The sequence below is a fragment of the Mycobacterium shinjukuense genome, from assembly GCF_010730055.1.
GTDB classification, from domain to species: domain Bacteria; phylum Actinomycetota; class Actinomycetes; order Mycobacteriales; family Mycobacteriaceae; genus Mycobacterium; species Mycobacterium shinjukuense.
Map to the genome: position 1 here is coordinate 3,142,898 of NZ_AP022575.1, position 21,536 is coordinate 3,164,433.

A 21,536-nucleotide genomic window follows, 5' to 3' on the forward strand; every position below is an offset into this window, starting at 1 on the left:
TGAGCCAGTACCTCGGTGACCAGCCAGTCGCAGCATTCGATCGTGACGTCGGAGGTACAGCGTGGCCCGCGATCGTCCTGCGATCGTCATCGTCACGGAAAATGGCCACCCGGACACATAGGGATCTAGCCAAGCCAGCCGGGACGGGAACCGGTCCCGGCACAAAAATCCTTTGGTATTCAGAACTTTCGCCAAGTCAGAAGTGCCGTTAGCGTACAATCGTTGGGTTCGACACACCTTCCGATAGCCAAGAAGTTTGGTGGCTAGGAGGACCACGATGTCGTATCTCATCGCGGCACCGGACCTGTTGATGACAGCAGCGGCAGATGTGGCGGTTATCGGCTCCTCGGTCAGGGCGGCGAACCTGGCGGCTTTGGCTCCGACCAGCACGCTGATGGCGGCTGCTGGTGACGAAGTATCTGCGGCGATTGCAACGCTGCTTTCCGGCCACGCCAAGGAATACCAGGCGCTCAGTGCGCAGGTGGCGGCGTTTCATGAGCAATTTGTGCGGGCATTGACTGCCGCCGGTCAGGCGTATGCGGCCGCGGAGGCGGCCAATGCCAACCCGCTGCAGACCCTCGTCGACGACACTCTGCGTGTGATCAATGCGCCCACGAACTTCCTGTTGGGGCGTCCGTTGATCGGCGACGGCGTTGACGGCGCGCCCGGCACCGGGCAACCGGGTGGCGACGGCGGGATTCTGTGGGGCAATGGCGGCGCGGGCGGCTCGGGTGGCCCGGGTCAAAGTGGCGGGCGCGGCGGCAATGCCGGGTTGATCGGTAACGGCGGGGTCGGCGGCGCCGGCGGTATCGGCGGCGGGGCCGGCGGCACCGGCGGCACGGGCGGCTGGCTGCTGGGCAACGGCGGGGCCGGCGGCGTCGGCGGGCTCGGCATAGGAGCCATCGCCGCTGGCACCGGCGGGTTGGGCGGAAGAGCGGTGTCCGTCTTCGGCGTCCCGGGAGCCACCGGCAGCGTCGGGGCGCAGCCAACGGTACTGTCGGTGTCTCAACAACAGGCGCTTGCTCTGCTCATGATGGCACCGGATGCGAATTTCCTGTTGATCGGCACGGACGGCACCAACCTCAGCAAAATCCTGGCCGACCCCGCTGGCACCCCGAACTTCCACGCGCTGATGCAGCAGAGCGTCACCTCGGCGTCGACGATCGTCGGGCACACCACCGTCTCCAACCCCTCGTGGACGACCATGATGACCGGTGTGTGGAGCGAGACGGCCGGCGTGACCAACAACGTCTTCACCCCCTGGACGTACGACACATGGTCGACGGTGTTCAACCAACTCGAGAACACCTATGACACCGAGGTGAACACCACGGTCATCGCTAACTGGGAAATCATCACCGACATCGCCGGCGCCGGCTCGAACCCCGCCGACAACATCGAATTCGTCCCGCAGATCGCGGGCGACACCAACTGGTTAGCGACGCAGAACCTGGTCGGCCAGAAGACCCAAACCGCCATTCTGAACGCCGATCCGTCCAAAGGGAATTTCATCTTCTCGTATTTCATCGGCGTCGATGAAAACGCGCACATGTACGGCGGCGATTCACCGCAGTACGCGGAGGCCATCCGGAACATGGACGTTAATCTCGGTTCCCAAACCATGGGCGGTGGTGGCCTGTTGGGAGCGGTATACGACTGGGAGGCGGCACACGGCGAGCAGTTTTCCACGCTCGTGGTCACCGACCATGGTGAGATAGGACCCGACCAGTTCGGCCGCGGTCACGGCTTCCAATCACCCCGTGAGACAGCGACATTCCTCATCTTCGATCAGGCCGGCAATGATTTGAGAGACGGGTTTATCAACAACTCCTGGCAAATCGTCAGTGTGACGCCAACGATCATGGATCAATTCGGCATTCCGCCGCTGCCGTATATGCAGGGGGCGCCCCTGACGTCCGCCGTCTTCGACAGCACCTACGTTGATCCCGGCGCCAACCTGTTCAGTGTGCTCAGCGCCGATTTCGCCGCACAGGGTTATCCCGATATCGCGACCAACGTGAGGCTGGTGTCGCGCACGGTGGCGGCCACGATTCCCTACCTGGTGTACGAACAGGTAAGCAACATCGTCGATGCGGTGCCCAGCTTCTTACAGGTACCGGTCTCATGGATCGGCGCCGGCGCCTACCAGTCGGTTAACATTCCCGCACAGATCTGGGTCCGGCTCACCGGCGTGACCGGCAACCAAATCATCCCGCCGGTACTCAACCCATTCCTGCCCTAGAACGCCACCCACGTACTGGCAGTTGGTGGGATAGGGTCGACGGCTGCGGTTAGGGATGCGGCCCAACCCCGAGTCAGTGCGCAGGCGCGGCCGGGGTGGCGCCCCAACTCGCATGACGCCCCGTGCGTGGGTGGTCTGCGCGCGGGTGGGCCGCGGCAGACGGCGTGTGACGTTGGTGGCAGGTGCAGGATTCGAACCTGCGTAGCTTTCGCGACGGATTTACAGTCCGCTCCCATTGGCCGCTCGGGCAACCTGCCGCCTAGCAGGGTACAACGACCGGGTAGACAGAGCACACACGGCTATCTCGTGAAGGAGGGACGCACCGCATGGCCGAGTCATCGTTCGACATCGTCAGCAAGGTCGACCGGCAAGAGGTCGACAACGCACTCAACCAAGCCGCCAAGGAACTGGCCACCCGCTTCGACTTCCGGGGCACCGATACCAAGATCGCGTGGAAGGGCGACGAGGCCGTCGAGCTCACCTCGTCCACCGAGGAGCGCGTCAAGGCCGCCGTCGAGGTCTTCAAGGAAAAGCTGATCCGCCGCGACATCTCGCTGAAGGCCTTCGACGCCGGCGAGCCGCAGGCCTCCGGCAAGACGTTCAAAGTCACCGGCACCCTCAAGCAGGGCATCAGCAGCGACAACGCCAAGAAGATCACCAAGCTCATCCGCGACGAGGGGCCCAAGACCGTCAAGACCCAGATCCAGGGCGACGAGGTCCGCGTCACCAGCAAGAAGAAGGACGACCTGCAGGCCGTCATCGCGATGCTGAAGAAGGCCGACCTCGATGTGGCGCTGCAGTTCGTCAACTACCGATAGCCGCCGCGAGCGTAACGCCACCGCGACATCGAGCGCCGATTTTCGCCGTAAGGCTACGCTTGCGGCCCCAGCCAGGCTGGTGGTGCCTAGTCTGAGTGACGTGACTCCCCAAGATACCGGCTACCTGGACGTCGTCATCGTTGGCGCAGGCATCTCCGGCCTCGGCGCGGCCTACCGGATCATCGAGCGCAACCCGGACCTGACCTACACCATCCTGGAGCGGCGCGCACGGATCGGCGGCACGTGGGATCTGTTCCGCTACCCCGGAGTGCGGTCCGACAGCAGCATGTTCACACTGTCGTTTCCGTTCGAGCCGTGGACCCGACAGGAAGGCGTCGCCGACGGCGCCCACATCCGGGAGTATTTGACCAGCACCGCCCGCAAGCACGGCATCGACCGCCACATCCAGTTCAACAGCTATGTGCGTCGCGCGGACTGGGATTCATCCACCGACACCTGGACCGTCACCGTCGAACAAGACGGGGCCCAGCGGCATCTCCGCAGCAGGTTCGTGTTCTTCGGCAGCGGCTACTACGACTACGACCAGGGCTACACCCCCGATTTTCCCGGCATCGAGCGGTTCGCCGGCACCGTCATCCACCCGCAACAGTGGCCGGAGCACCTGGACTACGCCGGCAAGAGGATCGTGGTGATCGGCAGCGGGGCCACCGCCGTCACGCTGATCCCGTCACTGACCGACAAGGCGGCCAAGGTCACCATGCTGCAGCGCTCGCCGACCTACCTCATCTCGGCGTCCAGATACAGCAGGATGGCCGCCGTCGTTCGTAAGGTGTTGCCGCGCAGGGCTTCCCATGCGATCATGCGGACCTACACCGCGTTGACGGAAGCGGTCGTCTGGTTTTTGGCGCGCAAGCTGCCCGGCGTGATGAAGTGGCTGCTGCGCCGCAGCGCGATCAACAACCTGCCCGACGGGTACGACGTCGACACCCACTTCAAGCCGCGGTACAACCCGTGGGATCAGCGGTTGTGCCTGATCCCCGATGCCGACCTGTACCGCGCCATCACCGAAGGCCGCGCCGACGTCGTCACCGACCACATCGACCACGTCGACGCCACCGGCATCGCGCTGCAATCCGGCGGGCACCTGGACGCGGACATCATCGTCACCGCCACCGGCCTGCGACTGCAGGCCCTGGGCGGGGTCGCGATCAGTCTCGATGGGGTAGCGATCGATCCCCGCGACCGCTTCGTCTACAAGGCGCACATGCTCGAAGACGTGCCCAACCTGTTCTGGTGTGTGGGCTACACCAACGCGTCCTGGACGTTGCGCGCCGACATGACGGCGCGGGCCACGGCAAAACTGCTGGCGCACATGGCCTCCCACGGCTACACCCACGCGAGCCCGCATCTCGGGGACAAACCGATGGCGGAAAAGCCGTCCTGGGACATTCAGGCCGGCTATGTGCGGCGCGCCCCGCACGCGCTGCCCAAGTCGGGCACCAAGCGGCCGTGGAATGTGCGGCAGAACTACTTCGCCGACGCCCTCGACTACCGGTTCGACCGCATCGAGGAGGCCATGGTGTTCGGCCGCGCCGCCGACCGAGCGGCCATGGCCGGCTAATCCGCAAGGCTACGCTGATCCCCATGGCAGCCGACAAGCGCGAACCCAAAGTCGTTGTCCTCGGAGGCGGTTCCTGGGGCACCACGGTGGCGTCCATCTGCTCGCGGCGCGCGCCGACGCTGCAGTGGGTGCGCTCGCCGGTCACCGCGGCCGACATCAACGACAACCACCGCAACAGCCGCTACCTGGGCAACGACGTCGTGCTCAGCGAGACCTTGCGCGCCACCACCGACTTCGCCGAAGCCGCCAATTGCGCCGACGTTGTCGTCATGGGTGTACCCTCGCACGGTTTTCGGGGCGTGCTCACCGAACTGAGCAAAGAACTGCGGCCCTGGGTGCCGGTGGTGTCGCTGGTCAAGGGGCTCGAGCAGGGCACCAACATGCGGATGTCGCAGATCATCGAGGAGATCCTGCCGGGGCACCCGGCCGGTATCCTCGCCGGGCCGAACATCGCCCGCGAGGTGGCCGAGGGCTACGCGGCGGCGGCGGTGCTGGCGATGCCCGACCAGCATCTGGCGACCCGGCTGGCGGCGCTGTTTCGCACCCGACGGTTCCGCGTGTACACCACCGATGACGTGGTCGGCGTGGAAATGGCGGGCGCGCTGAAGAACGTCTTCGCCATCGCCGTCGGGATGGGCTACTCGCTGGGCATCGGCGAGAACACCCGCGCGCTGGTGATCGCCCGCGCGTTGCGCGAGATGACCAAGCTGGGCGTGGCGATGGGCGGGCACCCCGACACCTTCCCCGGGCTGGCCGGGCTGGGCGACCTGATCGTCACCTGCACCAGCCAGCGCAGCCGCAACCGTCACGTGGGTGAACAGCTGGGCGCCGGCAAGAAGATCGACGAGATCATTGCCTCGATGAACCAGGTCGCCGAGGGCGTCAAGGCGGCCGGGGTGATCATGAAATTCGCTGACGAGTTCGGGCTGAACATGCCCATCGCGCGGGAGGTGGACGCCGTCATCAACCACGGCTCGACCGTGGAACAGGCCTATCGCGGCCTGGCCGCCGAGGTTCCGGGACACGAGGTCCACGGCTCAGGGTTCTAGGGGTCACCCCCGCGCCATGGCCTCCAGCCGGCGGATGCGGTCCTCGATCGGCGGGTGTGTGGAAAACAGCGCACCAATCCGCTCCCCGGCACGAAACGGGTTGGCGATCATCAGGTGCGCCTGGCTGGCCAGCTGCGGCTCCGGGGGCAGCGGGGCCAGCTGCACGCCGCCGGAGATCTTGCGCAGCGCCGACGCCAACGCCAACGGGTCGCCGGTCAGCACCGCACCCGACTCGTCGGCCTGGTACTCCCGCGATCGTGACACCGCCAACCGCACCACCGTGGCGGCTATCGGTCCCAGCAACGAAACCAGCAGCAGTGCAAAGGGATTGGCGCCTTGGTCTCGGTCGCCCCCGAAGGCGCCGAACCACATGGCCATGTTGGCCAGCGCGGTGATCACCGACGCCAGCGCACCGGCCACACAGGAGATCAGGATGTCGCGGTTGTAGACGTGCGACAGCTCGTGGCCCAGCACGGCGCGCAGCTCGCGCTCGTTGAGGATGCGCAGGATGCCGGTGGTGCAGCACACCGCGGCGTTGCGGGGGTTACGGCCGGTGGCGAACGCATTGGGCGCATTGGTGTCGCTGATGTACAGCCGCGGCATCGGCTGATGTGCGCTGGTGGCCAACTCGCGCACGATCCGGTACATCGCGGGCGCCTGCAGCTCGGATACCGGCTGCGCGTGCATCGCCCGCAGCGCCAACTTGTCGCTGTTGTAGTAGGTGTAGAGGTTGATCCCGATGGCAAACAGCGCGGCCAGGATCAGCGCCGTCCTGCCGAACATCGCGCCCACGGCCACGATCATCGTGGACATGCCGACCAACAGCACGAAGGTCTTCAGCCTGTTGGCATGCGGATGCCAGGTCATCAGTGTGCCCTCCTCGGAAACGTGGGAACACCCGGTTGTGCTGGTTACTGCCCATTCAACGCCCACCACGACCCGCCGGGTTCCACGACGCCGGGTGCTAGCCGTGCCGGCTGACGGTGTATTCGACCAGCGCGGCCAGCGCGCGCCGGCCGGGCTCATCGGGCAGCAGGTCCAGCTCGTGACGCGCCTGGGCGGCGTACTGCGCCAGCACGTCTTTGGCCTTGGCCATGCCCGGCGATGCCCGCAACAGGGTCAGCGCCTCGGCCACCTCCGTGTCGTCGTGGACCGGTCCGGCCAGCAACGTGCGCAGCCGTGCGCCCTCGGACCCGGTGTCGCGCAGCGCGTAGAGCATCGGCAAGGTGTGCACCCCTTCGCGCACATCGGTGCCGGGCACCTTCCCCGACTCCTCGGAGTCGCTGTCGATGTCGATGATGTCGTCGGCGATCTGAAACGCGGTGCCCACGATGTCGCCGAGACGACTCAGCCGTTCCACCTGATCCTCGTCGGCGCCGGAGAACATCCCGCCGAACCGGCCCGCCGCCCCGATCAGCGAGCCCGTCTTCTCGTGGACCACCTTCAGGTACTGCTCGATGGAATCCGCCCCCGCCGGGGTTCCGCGGGTCTCGCGCATCTGCCCGGTCACCAGCTGCGCGAAGGTGTCGGCGATGATCCGCACCGCGTGCGGCCCCAGCCGCGACACCAGCCGCGACGCCGTCGCCAACAGGTAGTCGCCGGCCAGGATGGCCACGTTGTTGCCCCAGCGGGCGTTGGCGCTGGGTGCGCCGCGGCGGACCTGCGCCTCGTCCATCACATCGTCGTGGTACAGCGTCGCCAGGTGGATCAGCTCGATGACGGCGCCGGCGATGACGACTTCCTGCGCATCCGGGTTGGGCCCGATCTGCGCGGCCAGCACCGTGAACAGCGGGCGAAACCGCTTACCGCCGGCCAGGAACAGGTGCAGCAGCGAGTCGGTCATCACCTCGTCGGCGCCGCGCAGCTCGGCATCCATCAGCCGCTCGATCCGGGCGACCCCGTCACGCACGGTCTGCGCGAACACGGCGTCGCCGAAGTCGACGCCTGCCACCACCGTCGCCGGAGTTCCCATTCGAACCAACATACTGGTGGGCGTGCAGACCACAGGCCGCAGAGCCGACCCAAGAGCCGACATCGTGGTCGTAGGCGCCGGACCGGCCGGGTCGGCGGCGGCCGCCTGGGCCGCCCGCGCGGGCCGGGATGTCCTCGTCGTCGACTCCGCCAGCTTCCCCCGCGACAAGGCCTGCGGCGACGGGTTGACGCCGCGCGCGGTGGCCGAACTGCACCGGCTGGGGCTGGGCGACTGGCTGGCCGGGCGCATCCGACACCGGGGCTTGCGGATGAGCGGATTCGGCGGCGAGGTGGAGGTGTCCTGGCCCGGCCCGTCGTTCCCGTCGCACAGCAGCGCGGTGGCCCGCGTCGAACTGGACGACCGGATCCGCAAGGTCGCCGAGGACTCCGGGGCGCGCATGCTGCTGGGAACCAAAGCCGTTGGTGTTCACCATGACTCATCGAAGCGGGTGACATCGGTGACGTTGGCCGACCACACCGAGGTGGGCTGCGGCCGGCTGATCGTTGCCGACGGCGCCCGCTCCTCGCTGGGCCGCAAGCTGGGCCGGCGCTGGCATCAGCAGACGGTGTACGGGGTCGCGGCCCGCGGGTACCTCCGGTCGCCGCGCGGCGACGAGCCATGGCTGACGTCGCATCTGGAACTGCGCTCCCCCGACGGCGCCGTGCTGCCCGGATACGGCTGGATTTTCCCGCTGGGCAACGGCGAGGTGAACATCGGCGTGGGCGCGTTGTCGACGACGAAACGGCCGGCGGATCTGGCGCTGCGACCGCTGATCGCCTACTACGCCGACCTGCGCCGCGACGAGTGGGGCTTTGCCGGCGCGCCGCGGGCGGTGTCCTCGGCGTTGCTGCCGATGGGCGGCGCGGTTTCCGGGGTGGCCGGGCCGAACTGGATGCTGATCGGCGACGCCGCGGCCTGTGTCAACCCGCTCAACGGCGAGGGCATCGACTACGGGTTGGAGACGGGGCGGCTGGCCGCCGAGGTGCTGGATGCGCACGATCTGTCGCGGCTGTGGCCGTCGCTGCTGGCCGACCACTACGGTCGGGCATTCTCGGTGGCGCGCAGGCTGGCGTTGCTGCTGACCTTTCCCCGTTTTCTGCCCGCCGCCGGGCCTGTGGCGATGCGCTCGGAAACGCTGATGAACATCGCGGTGCGGGTGATGGCCAACCTGGTCACCGACGAGGACGCCGACTGGGTGGCGCGGGCATGGCGCGGCGGCGGCTGGGGGTCGCGGCTGATCGATCGTCGGCCGCCGTTTCGGTGAGGGCGCGGCGCGGGTCGCTACCCGATGTAGTCGGCCAGCGCGTTACCGACCGCGGCGGTGCCAAGAGCGTTGGGGTGCAACGGCTCAGCCGGAGGCCTCGCCGCGAATCCTTCGACGTAGCGGTCGCTGGGGGCGGCGCACATGTCATGGCCGGTTGACAACGGCCTGGTGTCGAAGTAGTCGATTCCCTTCTCGGCCGCGAGCTGGCGTTGCCGATCGTCTAGCTCGTCGGCCTTGGACTGGAAGTAGTCGGCGTCGCTGGGCAGGACCGGCTGCTCGGGAAAGCACCCGCCGCGCGGGAAGAACGTTCCATAGCCGACCAGGATGATCCGCGCCCTCGGTGCCCTGGCGCGCAGCGCGTCGATCATGGCGGCCCACACGGCCACCTTCGCGGTGATGATCGCGGAGACCCGGTCAACGTCACCGGACAGGAACCGGTCGGCGCACGGCCGAGCATCGGGGGACGCGGCCCGGCACGGCGCGGCTTCGGAGGCCAGCCCGGCATCGTTGCCACCGATGGTGATGGTGATCAGGTCGGTTCGCGCGCTGACCGCGTCGATCTGGGGAGGCACCACACCGGCCGGCGTGTGCTGCGATCGACTTGTGATGTCCTCGGTGGTGGCACCGCTGCAGGTGACATCGGTGAAGCTGGTCGGCGAGATACGCCGCGCCAGCATCGACGGATAGTTGTTGCTTGACTTGCCGCATCCCAGTGGCTGCGCGGGATCCGGCACGCCGGGCGCGGCGGCGACCGAGTCGCCGATGGCGACGTAGTTCAGGTGATGGTGCGGTTCGGCGCGCGCCGCCGACGGTGCGGCGCATGACGCGGCCAAGCCCGCGGCGGCGATGCGGCTGGCGATCAACCGACCGGGTTGCCTGGCCATCCACTCCTCCTGGTGTCACCTAACGCGGGTGAGGTTAGGAACCAAACGCCGGTATCTTCAACGAAACCGCTTGTAAGCAGCGATAATTGAGCGCGCGCACGGAGGCGCGCAGCCGACGGGCGGAGCCCAGCGGGCCGAAGGCGGTCGGCGGCCGGCCCCCATCGCCTAGCCGATCCGCTCATCAATCGGGTGTATAGTCCCGCTAATGAAGGGAATGGGTCTGGCGTCTGTCACCGCCCTGGCGGCGGCAGCGATCGGGCTGGCGGCACCCGCGGGGGCCGACGATTACGACGCCATTTTCATGAACACCATCCACGGTTTCGGCATCTACGGCCCGCAGGATTACGACGCGTGGCTTGCCAAGATCAGCTGCGTGCGATTGGCCAGGGGCGTGGACGGCGACGCGTACAAGTCGGCCACGTTCATCCAGCGCAATCTGCCGCGGGGCACCACGTCGGGGCAGGCGTTCCAGTTCCTGGGCGCCGCGATCGACCACTACTGCCCCGAGCAGGTCGGCGTCCTGCAGCGGGCCGGCACCCGCTGATCACTCGGCTGCCCGGTTGAGCGGCTTGTACCCGGCGTGCAAGGCCACGATGCCGCCGGTCAGGTTGCGCCATCGCACCGCCGCCCACCCGGCCCGGGAAATCTCACACGCCAGCGCGGCCTGGTCCGGCCACGCCCTGATCGACTCCGCGAGGTACAGGTAGGCCTCGGGGTTGCTGGACACCGCGCTGGCCAGCCGGGGCAGCGCCCGCATCAGATATTCCTTGTAGACGGTGGCGAGCAACGCGTTGGTGGGCGTGGAGAATTCGCACACCACCAACCGGCCACCGGCACGGGTGACGCGGGCCATCTCGCGCAGCGCGGCCTGCGGGTCGGCCACGTTGCGCAGCCCGAAGCTGATGGTGACCGCGTCGAACACCCCGTCGGCAAACGGCAGCCGGGTGGCGTCACCGGCGACCTTCGGCACCTTTCGGGCGGCACCCGCCGCGAGCATCCCCACCGAAAAATCGGCGGCCACACACCACGCCCCGGATTTGGTCAGCTCCACCGTGGACACCGCGGTGCCCGCGGCCAGGTCCAGCACCTTCTGCCCGGGCCCGATCCGCAGCGCCGACCGGGTGGCCCGTCGCCAATGCCGGTCCTGGCCCAGCGACAGCACGGTGTTGGTCAGGTCGTAGCGGCGGGCGACGCCGTCGAACATCGCGGCCACATCCCGGGGATCCTTGTCCAGTGCCGCGCGACTCACGACGCAAACGCTACCCCTCTAGGCGGCCCCTCGAGCCCGGCGCCGTCCCAGCACCGCCTCGTAGTGGCCGAGCAGCTCGTCGCAGACCACCGGCCAGCCACGCCCGAGCACGCTGCGCCGGGCGGCCCGAGCATAGTGCGGTCGGTGCCGGATTAGGTGAGCGACGGCGGCGGGCAGCCGGGTCTCGAATTGGGCGACGGGCAGCAGCAGCCCGGTGCGTCGCGGGGTGATCAGATCGCGCGGGCCGCCGGCGTCGGGGGCGATCACCGGCAGCCCCGACGCCAGCGCTTCCTGCACGACCTGACAGAACGTCTCGTGCTCACCGGTGTGCACGAAAACGTCCATGCTGGCATAGGCCGTGGCGAGCGCGTCGCCATACAGTGCGCCGGTGAAGATGGCTTGCGGCATCGCCGATCGCAGCGTGCGGCGGTCGATCCCGTCACCGACGATGACCACCCGCACCGCGCCACCGGCGGCCAGCGCCGCAAGCCGCTCGACGTGTTTCTCGGGCGCCAGTCGGCCCACGAAGCCAACGATCGGCCTTCCGTCCGGCGACCATTGTCGCCGCAGCGCCTCGTCCCGCGCCGACGGCGCGAACCGGGCCAGGTCGACCCCACGCGGCCATCGGTGAACCCGCGGAATGCCCTGGGCGACTAGGGTTTCCATCGTCGCCGTGGAGGGCGCCAGGGTGCGGTCGGCGCGGCTGTGCAGGTGGCGGAACCACGCCCATGCCGCCCGCGAGGTCATCGGGATGCCGTAGCTGGCCGCGAAACCGGGTACGTCGGTTTGGTACACCGCGACGGTGGGCACGCCGAGCCGGCCGGCGGCCCGCAATCCGCCGTAGCCCAGCAACGCCGGGGACGCCAGGTGCACCACGTCGGGGTCGAATCCGCGCAGCACGCGAAGGATTCGGGGGGTGGGCACCCCCAGCGGCAGCGTGGTCACCTTGGGGAACATCCGCGCCGGCACCCGGTGCACCCGGATGCCGTCGTGCAGCCGGTCGGCACGGGGTTGCCCGGGCGGGTTGTCCGGGGCGATGACGAGGGCCTCGTGGCCGGTGCGGCCCAGGTGCTCGAGCACCCGGATCACCGAGTTGCTGACACCGTTGACGTTCGGCAGGAACGACTCGGCGACGATGGCAACGCGCACGCCACCACGGTGTCAGCGCCGGCTGTCGACAAGGTTGCCGACGGGAATACGGGGTGCGAAAATTTACCGCTTCAGCCGCCTGTCCAGCAGCGCCAGGCCGAGAAGCGCGACCGTCGCGGCCAGCCAGGCGACCACCGCGATGGATCCGGCGGGGATGATGGCCAGCGCGGCGTTGCGGTGTTGCACCCGGACCAGGTTGGGGTCTTTCTTGTTGTATTCGACGTAGATCCGCATACCGGTGGCCAGCTCGGACGGGTAGAGCACCCCAAGTTCGGGCCGGTAGGTCACCCGTTCGGGGGTGACGAACTCGATGGTCGAGCGCCGCGGCCCGGCGCTGAGCACCTCGGCCTGCGCCACCCCCATGTTGTGTTCGATCGCCAGGTCGTTGCGCCAGGCACCGGCCACCAACAGCACCGACTGCAGCGTGACCAGGGCCGTCGCGATCAGCACCGCGACGCGCACCCAGCGCACCACGATCCTGGCCCGGGTGTCCGGCAGTGCTTCGCCGGTGCCGTGAATCAGGAGACGCAGCAACGCTTTCGGCGAATCGATGGCGGCTTTCACAGGGCCGCCTTGATGGCGGCATGCAGCTGCCGCAGCGAGGACCGGTCCGCCTTGACTTCCAGCACGCGGATGCCCGCCCCGGGCTCGTCGAGGGCGGCTGGCAGCTGGTCGACCTCGATCTGCCGGCTCTCCACGTGGTACGCCCGGCACAACGCGCCCACGTCGACGTCGTGCGGGGTGCCGAAGATGCGCGACGACACGTCGGAGAACCGCGGGTCGCCCTGCTCGAGCAGTTCGAAAATGCCGCCGCCGTTGTCGTTGGACACCACGATCGTCAGCTGCCGCGGTGTCGGTTCGGTGGGACCGATCAGCAGCCCGGAGCTGTCGTGGACGAACGTCAGGTCACCGATCAGCGCGATGGTGCGGCCCTGGTGCGCCGCCTCGTAGGCCAAAGCCGCCCCAATGGCGGTGGACACGGTGCCGTCGATGCCGGCGACCCCGCGATTGGACCGCACCCGGATGCCGCGGGTGTCCAGGCCGACCAGCGCCGCGTCCCGCACCGGGTTGGACGCCCCGAGCACCAGCTGATCACCGGGCCGCAGGGCGTCCGCCACCGCCGCGGCGACATGCAGGCCGGTGGTCAGCGGGTGCGCCCTAAGTTGACCGCGCACCGCCTCGTTCGCGTGCCGGTTCATCTCGGCGCAGCGCCGCAGCCACGCCGGGTTGGGCGCGCCGGTGGTGACCGCCCGGGTGCCGGTGGCCTGCGAGTTGCCCGAGACGTCCGGCCAGCGCGGCCCGGTGGTCAGCGCGTACACCGGCACGTCTGCGTCGGCCAGCAACGCCGACACCGGGCGGTGCAGGGTGGGGCGGCCCAGCATGATCACCTGCTGGGGGCGCAGCAGTGGCAGCGCCAACGGGTGCAGCGGGTTGTGGCCCGACGGTGGGGCCGGCGCGGTCGGCTCGGCGACGGTCGGCAACCCCGCAAGGTTGGGATGCACGCCCGCGCCGTGCCCGGCGATGACCACGGTGTCGGCCGTCAGGTCGATCTCCAGCGGCTGGTCGAAGGTGACCGGCGGCGTGTAGGTCCACGGCAAGCCGGCGGGCCGGCCCTGCGGGGCGGCGCCTGTGTCGTCGGCGTCCGGCACCAGCGGTTCGCGCAGCGGGATGTCGAAGTGCACCGGGCCCGCGTTGGCGGTGCGAGCACCTTTGGCGGCCACCAACACTCGGCAGGTGGCCGATCGCCAGGTCGCGTTGAGGCTGGCCAGCCGTTCGGGCGCGTCCTCGGCCAGCCCCAGGCTGATGGTGGCGCGGACCTGGGAGCCGAAGTAACCTAGCTGCTCCATGGTCTGGTTGGCCCCGGTGCCCAGCAGTTCGTACGGCCGGTTCGCCGAGAGCACGATCAGCGGCACCCGCGCGTAGTTGGCCTCCACCACCGCCGGGCCGAGGTTGGCCACGGCGGTGCCCGACGTCATGGCGATGCACACCGGCGCGTCGGCCGCGACCGCCAGCCCGATGGCCAGGTAGCCGGCGGTGCGTTCGTCGATGCGGACGTGCAGCCGGATGCGGCCGCAACGGTCGGCATCCTGCAACGCGAAAGCCAGCGGCGCGTTGCGGGAGCCCGGGCACAGCACCACGTCGCGGACCCCGCCGCGGATCAACTCGTCAACGACGACGCGGGCCTGTGTCGTCGAGGGGTTCACCAGTACAGGGTGTCACAGCCCCGGTGACGCGCTGGCGAAGAACTTCAGCGCCGCCGCGTTCACGGCCTCCGGCCGCTCGAAAAACCCGAGATGGCCGGCGTCGGGTATCTGCAGGTAGCGACCGTTGGGTAGGGCGTCGGCGACCTCCCGTCCCAGGTACGGCGGCGTCACCACGTCCTCGGCGAAGCCGATCACCAGCACCGGCGCGGCGATGTTGCGGTATGCGGGCAACCGGTTTTCTTGCGGCGCGACGTCCAGTTGGCAGCGAAACCCCGGGGTCTGCTTGATCGGCCACATGGAAAACATCGCAATCCAGTCGGCGACGGCGGTGTCGTCGTTGAGCGTCTTGCGGGAAAAGTTTTCCAGCAAGCGCGCTTTCGCGTCGTAGCTGGGTGGCAGCTGGGTGCCGGAGTCATACAGCTCGGCCTCGGCGCGCTGGAAGAACTGCCGGGCCCGGTCCAGCCGCCCGCGGGTGGCCATCAGCACGGCCGCGCCGACCAGCTCGGGCCGCACCACCATCAGCTCCTGGGCGATGAATGCGCCCATCGACACCGCGACGATGCGCGCCGGGGCGATGTTCAGCGATTCGATCAGCGCCGCGGTGTCGGCGACCATGGTCTGCGTGGTGAATCCTTCGGCGTTTTCGGTGGCCCCGATCCCGCGGTTGTCGAAGGTGATGCAGCGGTATCCGGCCGCCAGGAACGCCGGGACCTGATGGGGGTGCCAGGTGCGTCCGGCACCGCCGCGACCGGCGATGAAGATAACCGGCTCACCGGTGCCGTTGTCGTCGTAAGCCAGGTTAAACACCCGAACGACGGTACAGCAGCGGGTAGCAGGCCCGGATCCGGTCGATCCACCACCGCCGCCGGTCCGCCGGTGCCGCCAGCGTGCGCAGCCGCGCCGGGTCGGGGGTTACCGGCGCGACCGCAAGGTGGCCATGGACGGGCGCGACGGGTTCGGCGACGTCCTCGATGAACAGCCCGCCGGTGCCCAGCCCGCAGGCGTGCCGCAGTTCCGGCAGCGCCGCGGCGGCGGTCAATCCTTGGGCTATTCCGACCGCCGAGTCCAGCGCGCTGGACACCACCACCGGGATGTCGATCCGCGCGGCGATGTCCAGCATCGCCGAAACCCCGCCCAGCGGAGCAACCTTGAGCACCGCGACGTCGGCCGCCCGAGCGCGAACCACGGCCAGCGGGTCGTCGGCCTTGCGGATGCTTTCGTCGGCGGCGATCGGCACGTCGATCCGGCGGCGCAGTTCGGCGAGTTCGGCGACGGTGGCGCAGGGCTGTTCGAGGTACTCCAGCGGGCCGTCGGCGGTGAGCGCGGCGGCCGCCCGCACCGCGGCCTCGACGCTCCAGCCGCCGTTGGCGTCCACCCGTACGGTGGGAACCAGCTCCCGCACCGCGTTGACCCGCTCGACGTCGTCGGCCAGACCCTGCCCCGGCTCGGCGACCTTCACCTTGGCGGTGCGAGCGCCGGGAAACCGGGCCAGCACCTCGGGCACCCGGGCGGCGGCGACGGCCGGAACGGTGGCATTGATGGGGATACGGTCGCGTCGCCGTGGCGGCGGCTCGCGGTAGGCGGCCTCGATCGCGGAGGCAAGCCAGACCGCGGCTTCGTCCGGCTCGTATTCCGCGAACGCCCCAAACTCACCCCATCCGACCGGGCCCTCGATCAACGCGACCTCGCGGGTGGTGATGCCGCGGAAACGCACCCGCAGCGGCAGGGCCACCACATGCAGGCGGTCCAGCAAGTCCGCACACCTAGGGATCACCGCGGGTAGACCTGCCGGCCCGCCAGAAACGTCGCACGCACCTCCAGATCGGCGATCCGCTCGGGCGGCACCGTCCGCGGGTCCGCCGACAGCACCACCAGGTCGGCGTACTTGCCGACCCGCAGCGAACCGACGATGTCGTCGGCGAACAGCTGCCAGGCGGCGTCGATGGTCTGCGCGCGAATCGCCTGCTCGACCGTGAGCCGCTCCTCGGGGGCCAGCACCCGCCCGCTGGGCGCCACCCGGGTGGCGGCCACGCTGATGTTGCGCAGCGGCTCTTCGGGTGTGACCGGCGGGTCGTTGTGCAGCGAGATGCGCATTCCGGCGGCCAATGCGGACCTGGCCGGCATCCAACGGGATCCGCGCTCCGGGCCGAACAGACCGTCGACGAGGACGTCACCCCAGTAGTGGAGCTGGTCGACGAAGAAGCTGCAGGTGACCCCGAGGGCGGCGGCCCGGCGCAGTTGATCGGGCCGGATGGCGCCGACGTGTTCCAGCCGCAACCGGTGATCGTCGCGCGGATTCTGTTGCAGCGCCGCTTCGTACACGTCGAGGACGGTGTCGACACCGGCGTCGCCGTGCACGTGACAGGCGATCGGCCAGCCCTTCGGGAAGTAGGCGGCCACGATTTCGGTCAGCTGTTCGCGGGTGTAGTTGGCGTGCCCGCGGGAGCCGGACGGGATGCCGGCGGCGCGGGTGGCGTCGCTGTCCAGGTAGGGAAACGACAGCGCGATGGTGCCGATCCACGGCGAGCCGTCCACCCAGACCTTGATGCCGACCTGGCGCAGCGTGTCGTCGCCCTCGCCCGGGATGGCGTCGGTGGTCAGCGCCGCGTTACAGATCTCGTAGGTGCGCAACCGCACCGTCAGCTCGCCCCGCAGCCGCTCGACCAGCGGCTTGAACGTGGGGTCAAACGCCATCTCCGAACAGGTGGTCAGCCCGGCGCGGTTGAGCCTTGCGCACTCGGCGCGCAGCATGGCCGGGTAGTCCGCGAGCTGGACGGCGCCGCCCAAGAGCGGGAACACCGCGCCGATTTCCTCGGCGCTGCCGTCGAGGTCGCCGTTGGCGTCGCGGCCGTAGCGGGCGCCCTTGGGATCGGGGGTGTCGCGGCTCAGCCCGCACCGCCGGGCGGCGTGCGAATTGAAGTAGGCCTGGTGCCCGGAGTTGTGGATGATCACCAGCGGCCCGTCCGGCGCGATGGCGTCCAGCCAGGCCAGTGTCGGCGTCGGGAGCCCGGGCTGCAGCAGCGCGTCCCAGCCGTTGAGGTAGGCGCCGGCCGGCCCGCGTCTGGCGGCCTCGCGGCGGACCGCGTCGACGATCTGGTCCGCGTCGCGGATGGTGACCGGGCGGATGTCGACGATGCGGTCCGACAACGCGATGGCCTCCATCAGCGGATGGCCGTGGGCCTCAACGAATCCCGGCATGACACAGCCGTCGCCGACATCGATCGTTCGGGTGTCGGCGCCGATCAGCCCGGCGATGTCGGAGCGGGCGCCGACGGCGAGGATCCGGCCGTCGGCGACCGCGACGGCTTCGGCGGTGGGCCGCGCGTCGTCGACGGTGAGCACGGTTCCGGTGATGGCGACGTCTGCGGCGGCCATGGCCGCCAAGCCTAGTGATCCCCGCCGCGGTCAAGGGCGCGGCGCAGCAAAATTGCAACGCGTTCTAGTCTTGCCAGATGAGTCGCGCTGGCGACAATGCGGTGGGGGTACCACCCGCTTGCGGGGGACAAAGCGATGAGGAGGAGCGGCGCCATGAGTGACGAGCTGTTGCGCAACCCGGTCCACAACGGCCACCTGCTGGTGGGTGCGCTCAAACGCCACCAGAACAGGCCGGTGCTGTTCCTGGGCGACACCACCCTAACCGGCGGTCAGCTGGCCGACCGGATCAGCCAGTACATCCAGGCGTTCGAGGCGCTGGGGGCCGGCACCGGTGTCGCGGTCGGTCTGCTGTCGCTCAACCGTCCCGAGGTGCTGATGATCATCGGCGCCGGCCAGGCGCGCGGCTACCGGCGCACCGCGCTGCACCCGCTGGGTTCGCTGGACGATCACGCCTACGTGCTGGCCGACGCCGGCATCAGCTCGCTGATCATCGACCCCAACCCGATGTTCGTCGAGCGCGCGCTGGGGCTGTTGGCGCGGGTGGACTCGCTGAAACAGATCCTCACCATCGGTCCGGTACCGGAGCAGCTCAAGGACGTGGCGGTCGACCTGTCCGCCGAGGCGGCCAAGTACGATCCGCAGCCGCTGGTGGCCGCGGACCTGCCGCCGGATCAGGTCATCGGCCTGACCTACACCGGCGGCACCACCGGCAAGCCCAAGGGCGTGATGGGCACCGCGCAGTCGATCTCCACCATGACCGCGATCCAGCTGGCGGAATGGGAATGGCCGGCCAACCCGCGGTTCTTGATGTGCACACCACTGTCGCATGCGGGCGCGGCGTTTTTCACGCCGACGGTGATCAAGGGCGGCGAGATGATCGTGCTGGCCAAGTTTGACCCGGGCGAGGTGCTCAGAATTATTGAGCAGCAACGCATTACGGCCACCATGCTGGTCCCGTCGATGCTGTATGCGCTGTTGGACCACCCGGATTCGCGCACCCGGGACCTGTCGTCGCTGGAAACCGTCTATTACGGCGCCTCGGCGATCAACCCGGTGCGGCTGGCCGAGGCGATTCGTCGGTTCGGCCCGATCTTTGCCCAGTACTACGGCCAATCCGAGGCGCCGATGGTGATCACCTATCTGGCCAAGGGCGATCACGACGAGAAGCGGCTGACCTCCTGCGGGCGCCCGACGCTGTTCGCGCGCGTCGCGCTGTTGGACGTGGAAGGCAAGCCGGTGCCGCCGGGCGAAGTCGGCGAAATCTGCGTCAGCGGACCACTTTTGGCCGGCGGCTACTGGAATCTACCGGAGGCCACCGCGGAGACGTTCAGGGACGGCTGGCTGCACACCGGCGACATGGCCCGTGAAGACGAGGACGGGTTCTATCACATCGTCGACCGGGTCAAGGACATGATCGTCACCGGCGGGTTCAACGTGTTTCCCCGCGAGGTCGAAGACGTCGTCGCCGAGCATCCGGCCGTCGCCCAGGTGTGTGTGGTTGGGGCGCCGGACGAGAAGTGGGGCGAGGCCGTCACCGCGGTGGTGGTGCTGCGTGCCGACGCGGCCCGCGACGACGCCGCGATCGAGGCCATGACCGCCGAGATCCAGGATGCGGTCAAGGAGCGCAAGGGCTCGGTGCAGTCGCCCAAGCGGGTGGTGGTCGTCGACTCGCTGCCGTTGACCGGGCTGGGCAAGCCGGACAAGAAGGCGGTGCGCGCGCGATTCTGGGAAGGCGCCGGCCGCGCCGTGGGCTGAGGGCTTGGCCGGCGAGCAGACGTAAAAGCGCCCTCAAACCCGGGTTTGAGGGCGCTTTTACGTCTGCTCGGCCACTACTGTGGCAGGCATGGCGCCCTTTGACCCGCGGGTGTGGCGACCCGTCGACGGGTTCGACGATCTGACCGACATTACCTACCACCGCCACGTCGACGATGCCACCGTGCGGGTGGCGTTCGACCGTCCCGAGGTGCGCAACGCGTTTCGCCCGCACACCGTCGACGAGCTCTACCGGGTGCTCGACCACGCCAGGATGTCCCCGGACGTGGGTGTGGTGTTGCTGACCGGCAACGGGCCGTCGCCCAAAGACGGCGGCTGGGCGTTTTGCTCCGGCGGCGATCAGCGGATTCGCGGACGCACCGGCTACCAGTACGCCTCCGGAGAGACCGCGGACACCGTTGACGTCGCCCGCGCCGGCCGGCTGCACATCCTCGAGGTGCAGCGGCTGATCCGGTTCATGCCCAAGGTGGTCATCTGCCTGGTCAACGGCTGGGCGGCCGGCGGCGGGCACAGCCTGCACGTGGTGTGCGACCTCACCCTGGCCAGCCGTGAGCACGCCCGGTTCAAACAGACCGACGCCGACGTCGGCAGCTTCGACGGCGGTTACGGCAGCGCCTACCTGGCCCGGCAGGTGGGCCAGAAGTTCGCCCGGGAGATCTTCTTCCTGGGTCGCACCTACACCGCCGAGCAGATGCACCGCATGGGCGCGGTCAACGAGGTCGTCGACCACGCCCAGCTGGAGGCGGTGGGCCTGGAATGGGCGGCCGCGATCAATGCGAAATCGCCTCAGGCGCAACGGATGCTGAAGTTCGCCTTCAACCTGCTCGACGACGGGCTGGTGGGTCAGCAGCTGTTCGCCGGCGAGGCCACCCGGCTGGCCTACATGACCGATGAGGCCATCGAGGGCCGGGATGCGTTCCTGCAGAAGCGGCCCCCGGACTGGAGCCCGTTCCCGCGCTACTTCTGAGCGAGCTGAGCGGCCGCTTCACCGAGGCTGTAGTTGGCGCGCGGAATTGCGAGTGGCGGCCACGCCAGCTACAGGCTCGGTAAACGAGATTTGCCCGCCCCCTAGACTCCCCATGTGAGCAAGAGCCCGCTGCGCCGGTTGACCGAACAGATCACCCTGGCCGGCATGCGGCCCCCGGTCTCGCCGCAGCTGCTGATCAACCGGCCCGCCATCAAACCGGTCGACCTACACGGCAAACGCATCCTGCTCACCGGCGCATCCTCGGGCATCGGGGAGGCCGCGGCCGAGCAGTTCGCCCGCAGTGGCGCCGTGGTGGTGGCCGTCGCCCGCCGCCGCGATTTGCTCGACCGACTGGCCGATCGGATCACGACCTCGGGCGGCGCGGCGATATCGGCCCCCTGCGACCTTTCGGACATGGACGCCGTCGACGCACTGGTCGCCGACGTCGACAACCGCATCGGCGGGGTCGACATCCTGATCAACAACGCCGGCCGGTCCATCCGGCGGCCGCTGGGCGAGTCGCTGGACCGCTGGCACGACGTCGAGCGGACCATCGTGCTCAACTACTATGCGCCGCTGCGGCTGATCCGCGGGCTCGCACCCGGGATGCTCGAGCGCGGCGACGGCCACATCATCAACGTCTGCACCTGGGGCGTGCTGACCGAGGCCTCACCGCTGTTCGCCGTGTACAACGCGTCCAAGGCCGCACTGTCCGCGGTGAGCCGGACCGTCGAAACCGAGTGGGGCCGCAGGGGCGTGCACTCCACCACGCTGTACTACCCACTGGTCGCCACGCCGATGATCGCACCCACGAGGGCCTACGACGGGATGCCGGCGCTGACGGCGCAGGAGGCCGCGCGGTGGATGGTCACCGCGGCGCGCACCCGACCGGTACGCATCGCACCGCGGATGGCGCTGGCGGCCAAGGCGCTCAACACCGTCGGCCCGCGCTGGCTGGACGCCATCGTGGGGCGGCGCGGCAGCCGGCCCGACGACACCCACTAATCC

Annotated in this window: 17 protein-coding genes, 1 tRNA gene and 2 pseudogenes; 9 read left to right on the plus strand and 11 right to left on the minus strand. The window is 69.0% G+C overall.

The features are described from left to right. Positions 1-277 precede the first annotated feature (277 nt). Positions 278-2,242 carry a PE domain-containing protein gene (locus G6N20_RS21805; RefSeq protein WP_083047979.1) on the plus strand — a complete coding sequence of 655 codons (1,965 nt, stop codon included), beginning with the start codon at positions 278-280 and terminating at the stop codon, positions 2,240-2,242. 173 nt (positions 2,243-2,415) lie between these two features. On the opposite strand, the gene G6N20_RS14205 is transcribed toward G6N20_RS21805, so the two are convergent. Continuing rightward, a tRNA-Tyr gene (locus tag G6N20_RS14205) sits at positions 2,416-2,499 on the minus strand. Positions 2,500-2,568: 69 nt separating this feature from the next. Here G6N20_RS14205 and G6N20_RS14210 point away from each other — a divergent pair. From G6N20_RS14210 to G6N20_RS14220, 3 genes are all read left to right on the plus strand, one after another. Continuing rightward, positions 2,569-3,060 (plus strand): YajQ family cyclic di-GMP-binding protein, encoded by a 492-nt coding sequence (locus G6N20_RS14210; RefSeq protein ID WP_083047977.1) that lies wholly within the window; start codon positions 2,569-2,571, stop codon positions 3,058-3,060. A 100-nt stretch (positions 3,061-3,160) separates the two neighbouring features. Continuing rightward, positions 3,161-4,642 carry a flavin-containing monooxygenase gene (locus tag G6N20_RS14215; RefSeq protein WP_232065349.1) on the plus strand — a complete coding sequence of 494 codons (1,482 nt, stop codon included), beginning with the start codon at positions 3,161-3,163 and terminating at the stop codon, positions 4,640-4,642. Between the two features lie 23 nt (positions 4,643-4,665). Beyond that, complete coding sequence (locus tag G6N20_RS14220; protein ID WP_083047973.1) at positions 4,666-5,691, plus strand: NAD(P)H-dependent glycerol-3-phosphate dehydrogenase; 1,026 nt, start codon at positions 4,666-4,668, stop codon at positions 5,689-5,691. Positions 5,692-5,694: 3 nt separating this feature from the next. Here G6N20_RS14220 and htpX read toward each other — a convergent pair whose 3' ends face one another. Both htpX and grcC1 read right to left on the minus strand, forming a co-directional pair. After that, on the minus strand, positions 5,695-6,558 hold the full coding sequence (htpX, locus tag G6N20_RS14225) for a zinc metalloprotease HtpX (RefSeq protein ID WP_083047970.1): 864 nt from the start codon (positions 6,556-6,558) through the stop codon (positions 5,695-5,697). Positions 6,559-6,655: 97 nt separating this feature from the next. Then, positions 6,656-7,663, minus strand: coding sequence for a nonaprenyl/(2E,6E)-farnesyl/geranylgeranyl diphosphat synthase (gene grcC1 / locus G6N20_RS14230; protein WP_083047968.1), 1,008 nt, complete (start codon positions 7,661-7,663; stop codon positions 6,656-6,658). A 22-nt stretch (positions 7,664-7,685) separates the two neighbouring features. Between grcC1 and menJ the strand changes: the two genes are divergently transcribed. Then, positions 7,686-8,927 (plus strand): menaquinone reductase, encoded by a 1,242-nt coding sequence (menJ, locus tag G6N20_RS14235; RefSeq protein ID WP_179961474.1) that lies wholly within the window; start codon positions 7,686-7,688, stop codon positions 8,925-8,927. Positions 8,928-8,944: 17 nt separating this feature from the next. Here menJ and G6N20_RS14240 read toward each other — a convergent pair whose 3' ends face one another. Further along, positions 8,945-9,811, minus strand: coding sequence for an SGNH/GDSL hydrolase family protein (locus G6N20_RS14240; RefSeq protein WP_083047966.1), 867 nt, complete (start codon positions 9,809-9,811; stop codon positions 8,945-8,947). 205 nt (positions 9,812-10,016) lie between these two features. Here G6N20_RS14240 and G6N20_RS14245 point away from each other — a divergent pair, with 205 nt between their 5' ends. After that, entirely contained in the window at positions 10,017-10,355 is a 339-nt protein-coding gene (locus tag G6N20_RS14245; protein ID WP_083047964.1) for a DUF732 domain-containing protein, read from the plus strand. Here the strand turns inward: G6N20_RS14245 and G6N20_RS14250 are convergent, their stop codons facing one another. The 7 genes and pseudogenes from G6N20_RS14250 to G6N20_RS14280 all read right to left on the minus strand — a co-directional run bounded on the left by G6N20_RS14250 (position 10,356) and on the right by G6N20_RS14280 (position 17,788). Beyond that, positions 10,356-11,060, minus strand: a complete 705-nt coding sequence (locus tag G6N20_RS14250) for a demethylmenaquinone methyltransferase (protein ID WP_083047962.1) — start codon at positions 11,058-11,060, stop codon at positions 10,356-10,358. It lies immediately after the preceding gene. An 18-nt stretch (positions 11,061-11,078) separates the two neighbouring features. Beyond that, entirely contained in the window at positions 11,079-12,209 is a 1,131-nt protein-coding gene (locus G6N20_RS14255) for a glycosyltransferase family 4 protein (RefSeq protein ID WP_083047960.1), read from the minus strand. Positions 12,210-12,272: 63 nt separating this feature from the next. Further along, positions 12,273-12,761, minus strand: a complete 489-nt coding sequence (locus G6N20_RS14260; RefSeq protein WP_083048024.1) for a DUF3592 domain-containing protein — start codon at positions 12,759-12,761, stop codon at positions 12,273-12,275. Between the two features lie 8 nt (positions 12,762-12,769). Beyond that, positions 12,770-14,413: a 2-succinyl-5-enolpyruvyl-6-hydroxy-3-cyclohexene-1-carboxylic-acid synthase gene (gene menD / locus G6N20_RS14265; protein ID WP_083047958.1), complete on the minus strand. Its 1,644-nt coding sequence runs from the start codon at positions 14,411-14,413 to the stop codon at positions 12,770-12,772. A gap of 12 nt (positions 14,414-14,425) precedes the next feature. After that, a complete protein-coding gene (locus G6N20_RS14270) occupies positions 14,426-15,220 on the minus strand; it encodes an alpha/beta fold hydrolase (RefSeq protein WP_083047956.1) in 795 nt (264 codons plus the stop codon). Continuing rightward, positions 15,220-16,187, minus strand: a pseudogene (locus G6N20_RS14275) (o-succinylbenzoate synthase); the annotation flags it as partial. The pseudogene G6N20_RS14275 and the gene G6N20_RS14270, both read right to left, overlap by 1 nt. After that, the gene (locus G6N20_RS14280) at positions 16,184-17,788 is read right to left on the minus strand and encodes an amidohydrolase (RefSeq protein ID WP_083047952.1); all 1,605 of its coding nucleotides are present in this window, start codon (positions 17,786-17,788) and stop codon (positions 16,184-16,186) included. The pseudogene G6N20_RS14275 and the gene G6N20_RS14280, both read right to left, overlap by 4 nt. A gap of 77 nt (positions 17,789-17,865) precedes the next feature. On the opposite strand from G6N20_RS14280, the pseudogene fadD8 reads away from it, so the two are divergent. From fadD8 to G6N20_RS14295, 3 genes and pseudogenes are all read left to right on the plus strand, one after another. Next, a pseudogene (gene fadD8 / locus G6N20_RS14285) lies at positions 17,866-19,543 on the plus strand (fatty-acid--CoA ligase FadD8). An 88-nt stretch (positions 19,544-19,631) separates the two neighbouring features. Then, complete coding sequence (locus tag G6N20_RS14290; protein WP_083047948.1) at positions 19,632-20,528, plus strand: 1,4-dihydroxy-2-naphthoyl-CoA synthase; 897 nt, start codon at positions 19,632-19,634, stop codon at positions 20,526-20,528. Positions 20,529-20,642: 114 nt separating this feature from the next. Then, the gene (locus G6N20_RS14295; RefSeq protein ID WP_083047946.1) at positions 20,643-21,533 is read left to right on the plus strand and encodes an SDR family oxidoreductase; all 891 of its coding nucleotides are present in this window, start codon (positions 20,643-20,645) and stop codon (positions 21,531-21,533) included. Positions 21,534-21,536 lie beyond the last annotated feature (3 nt).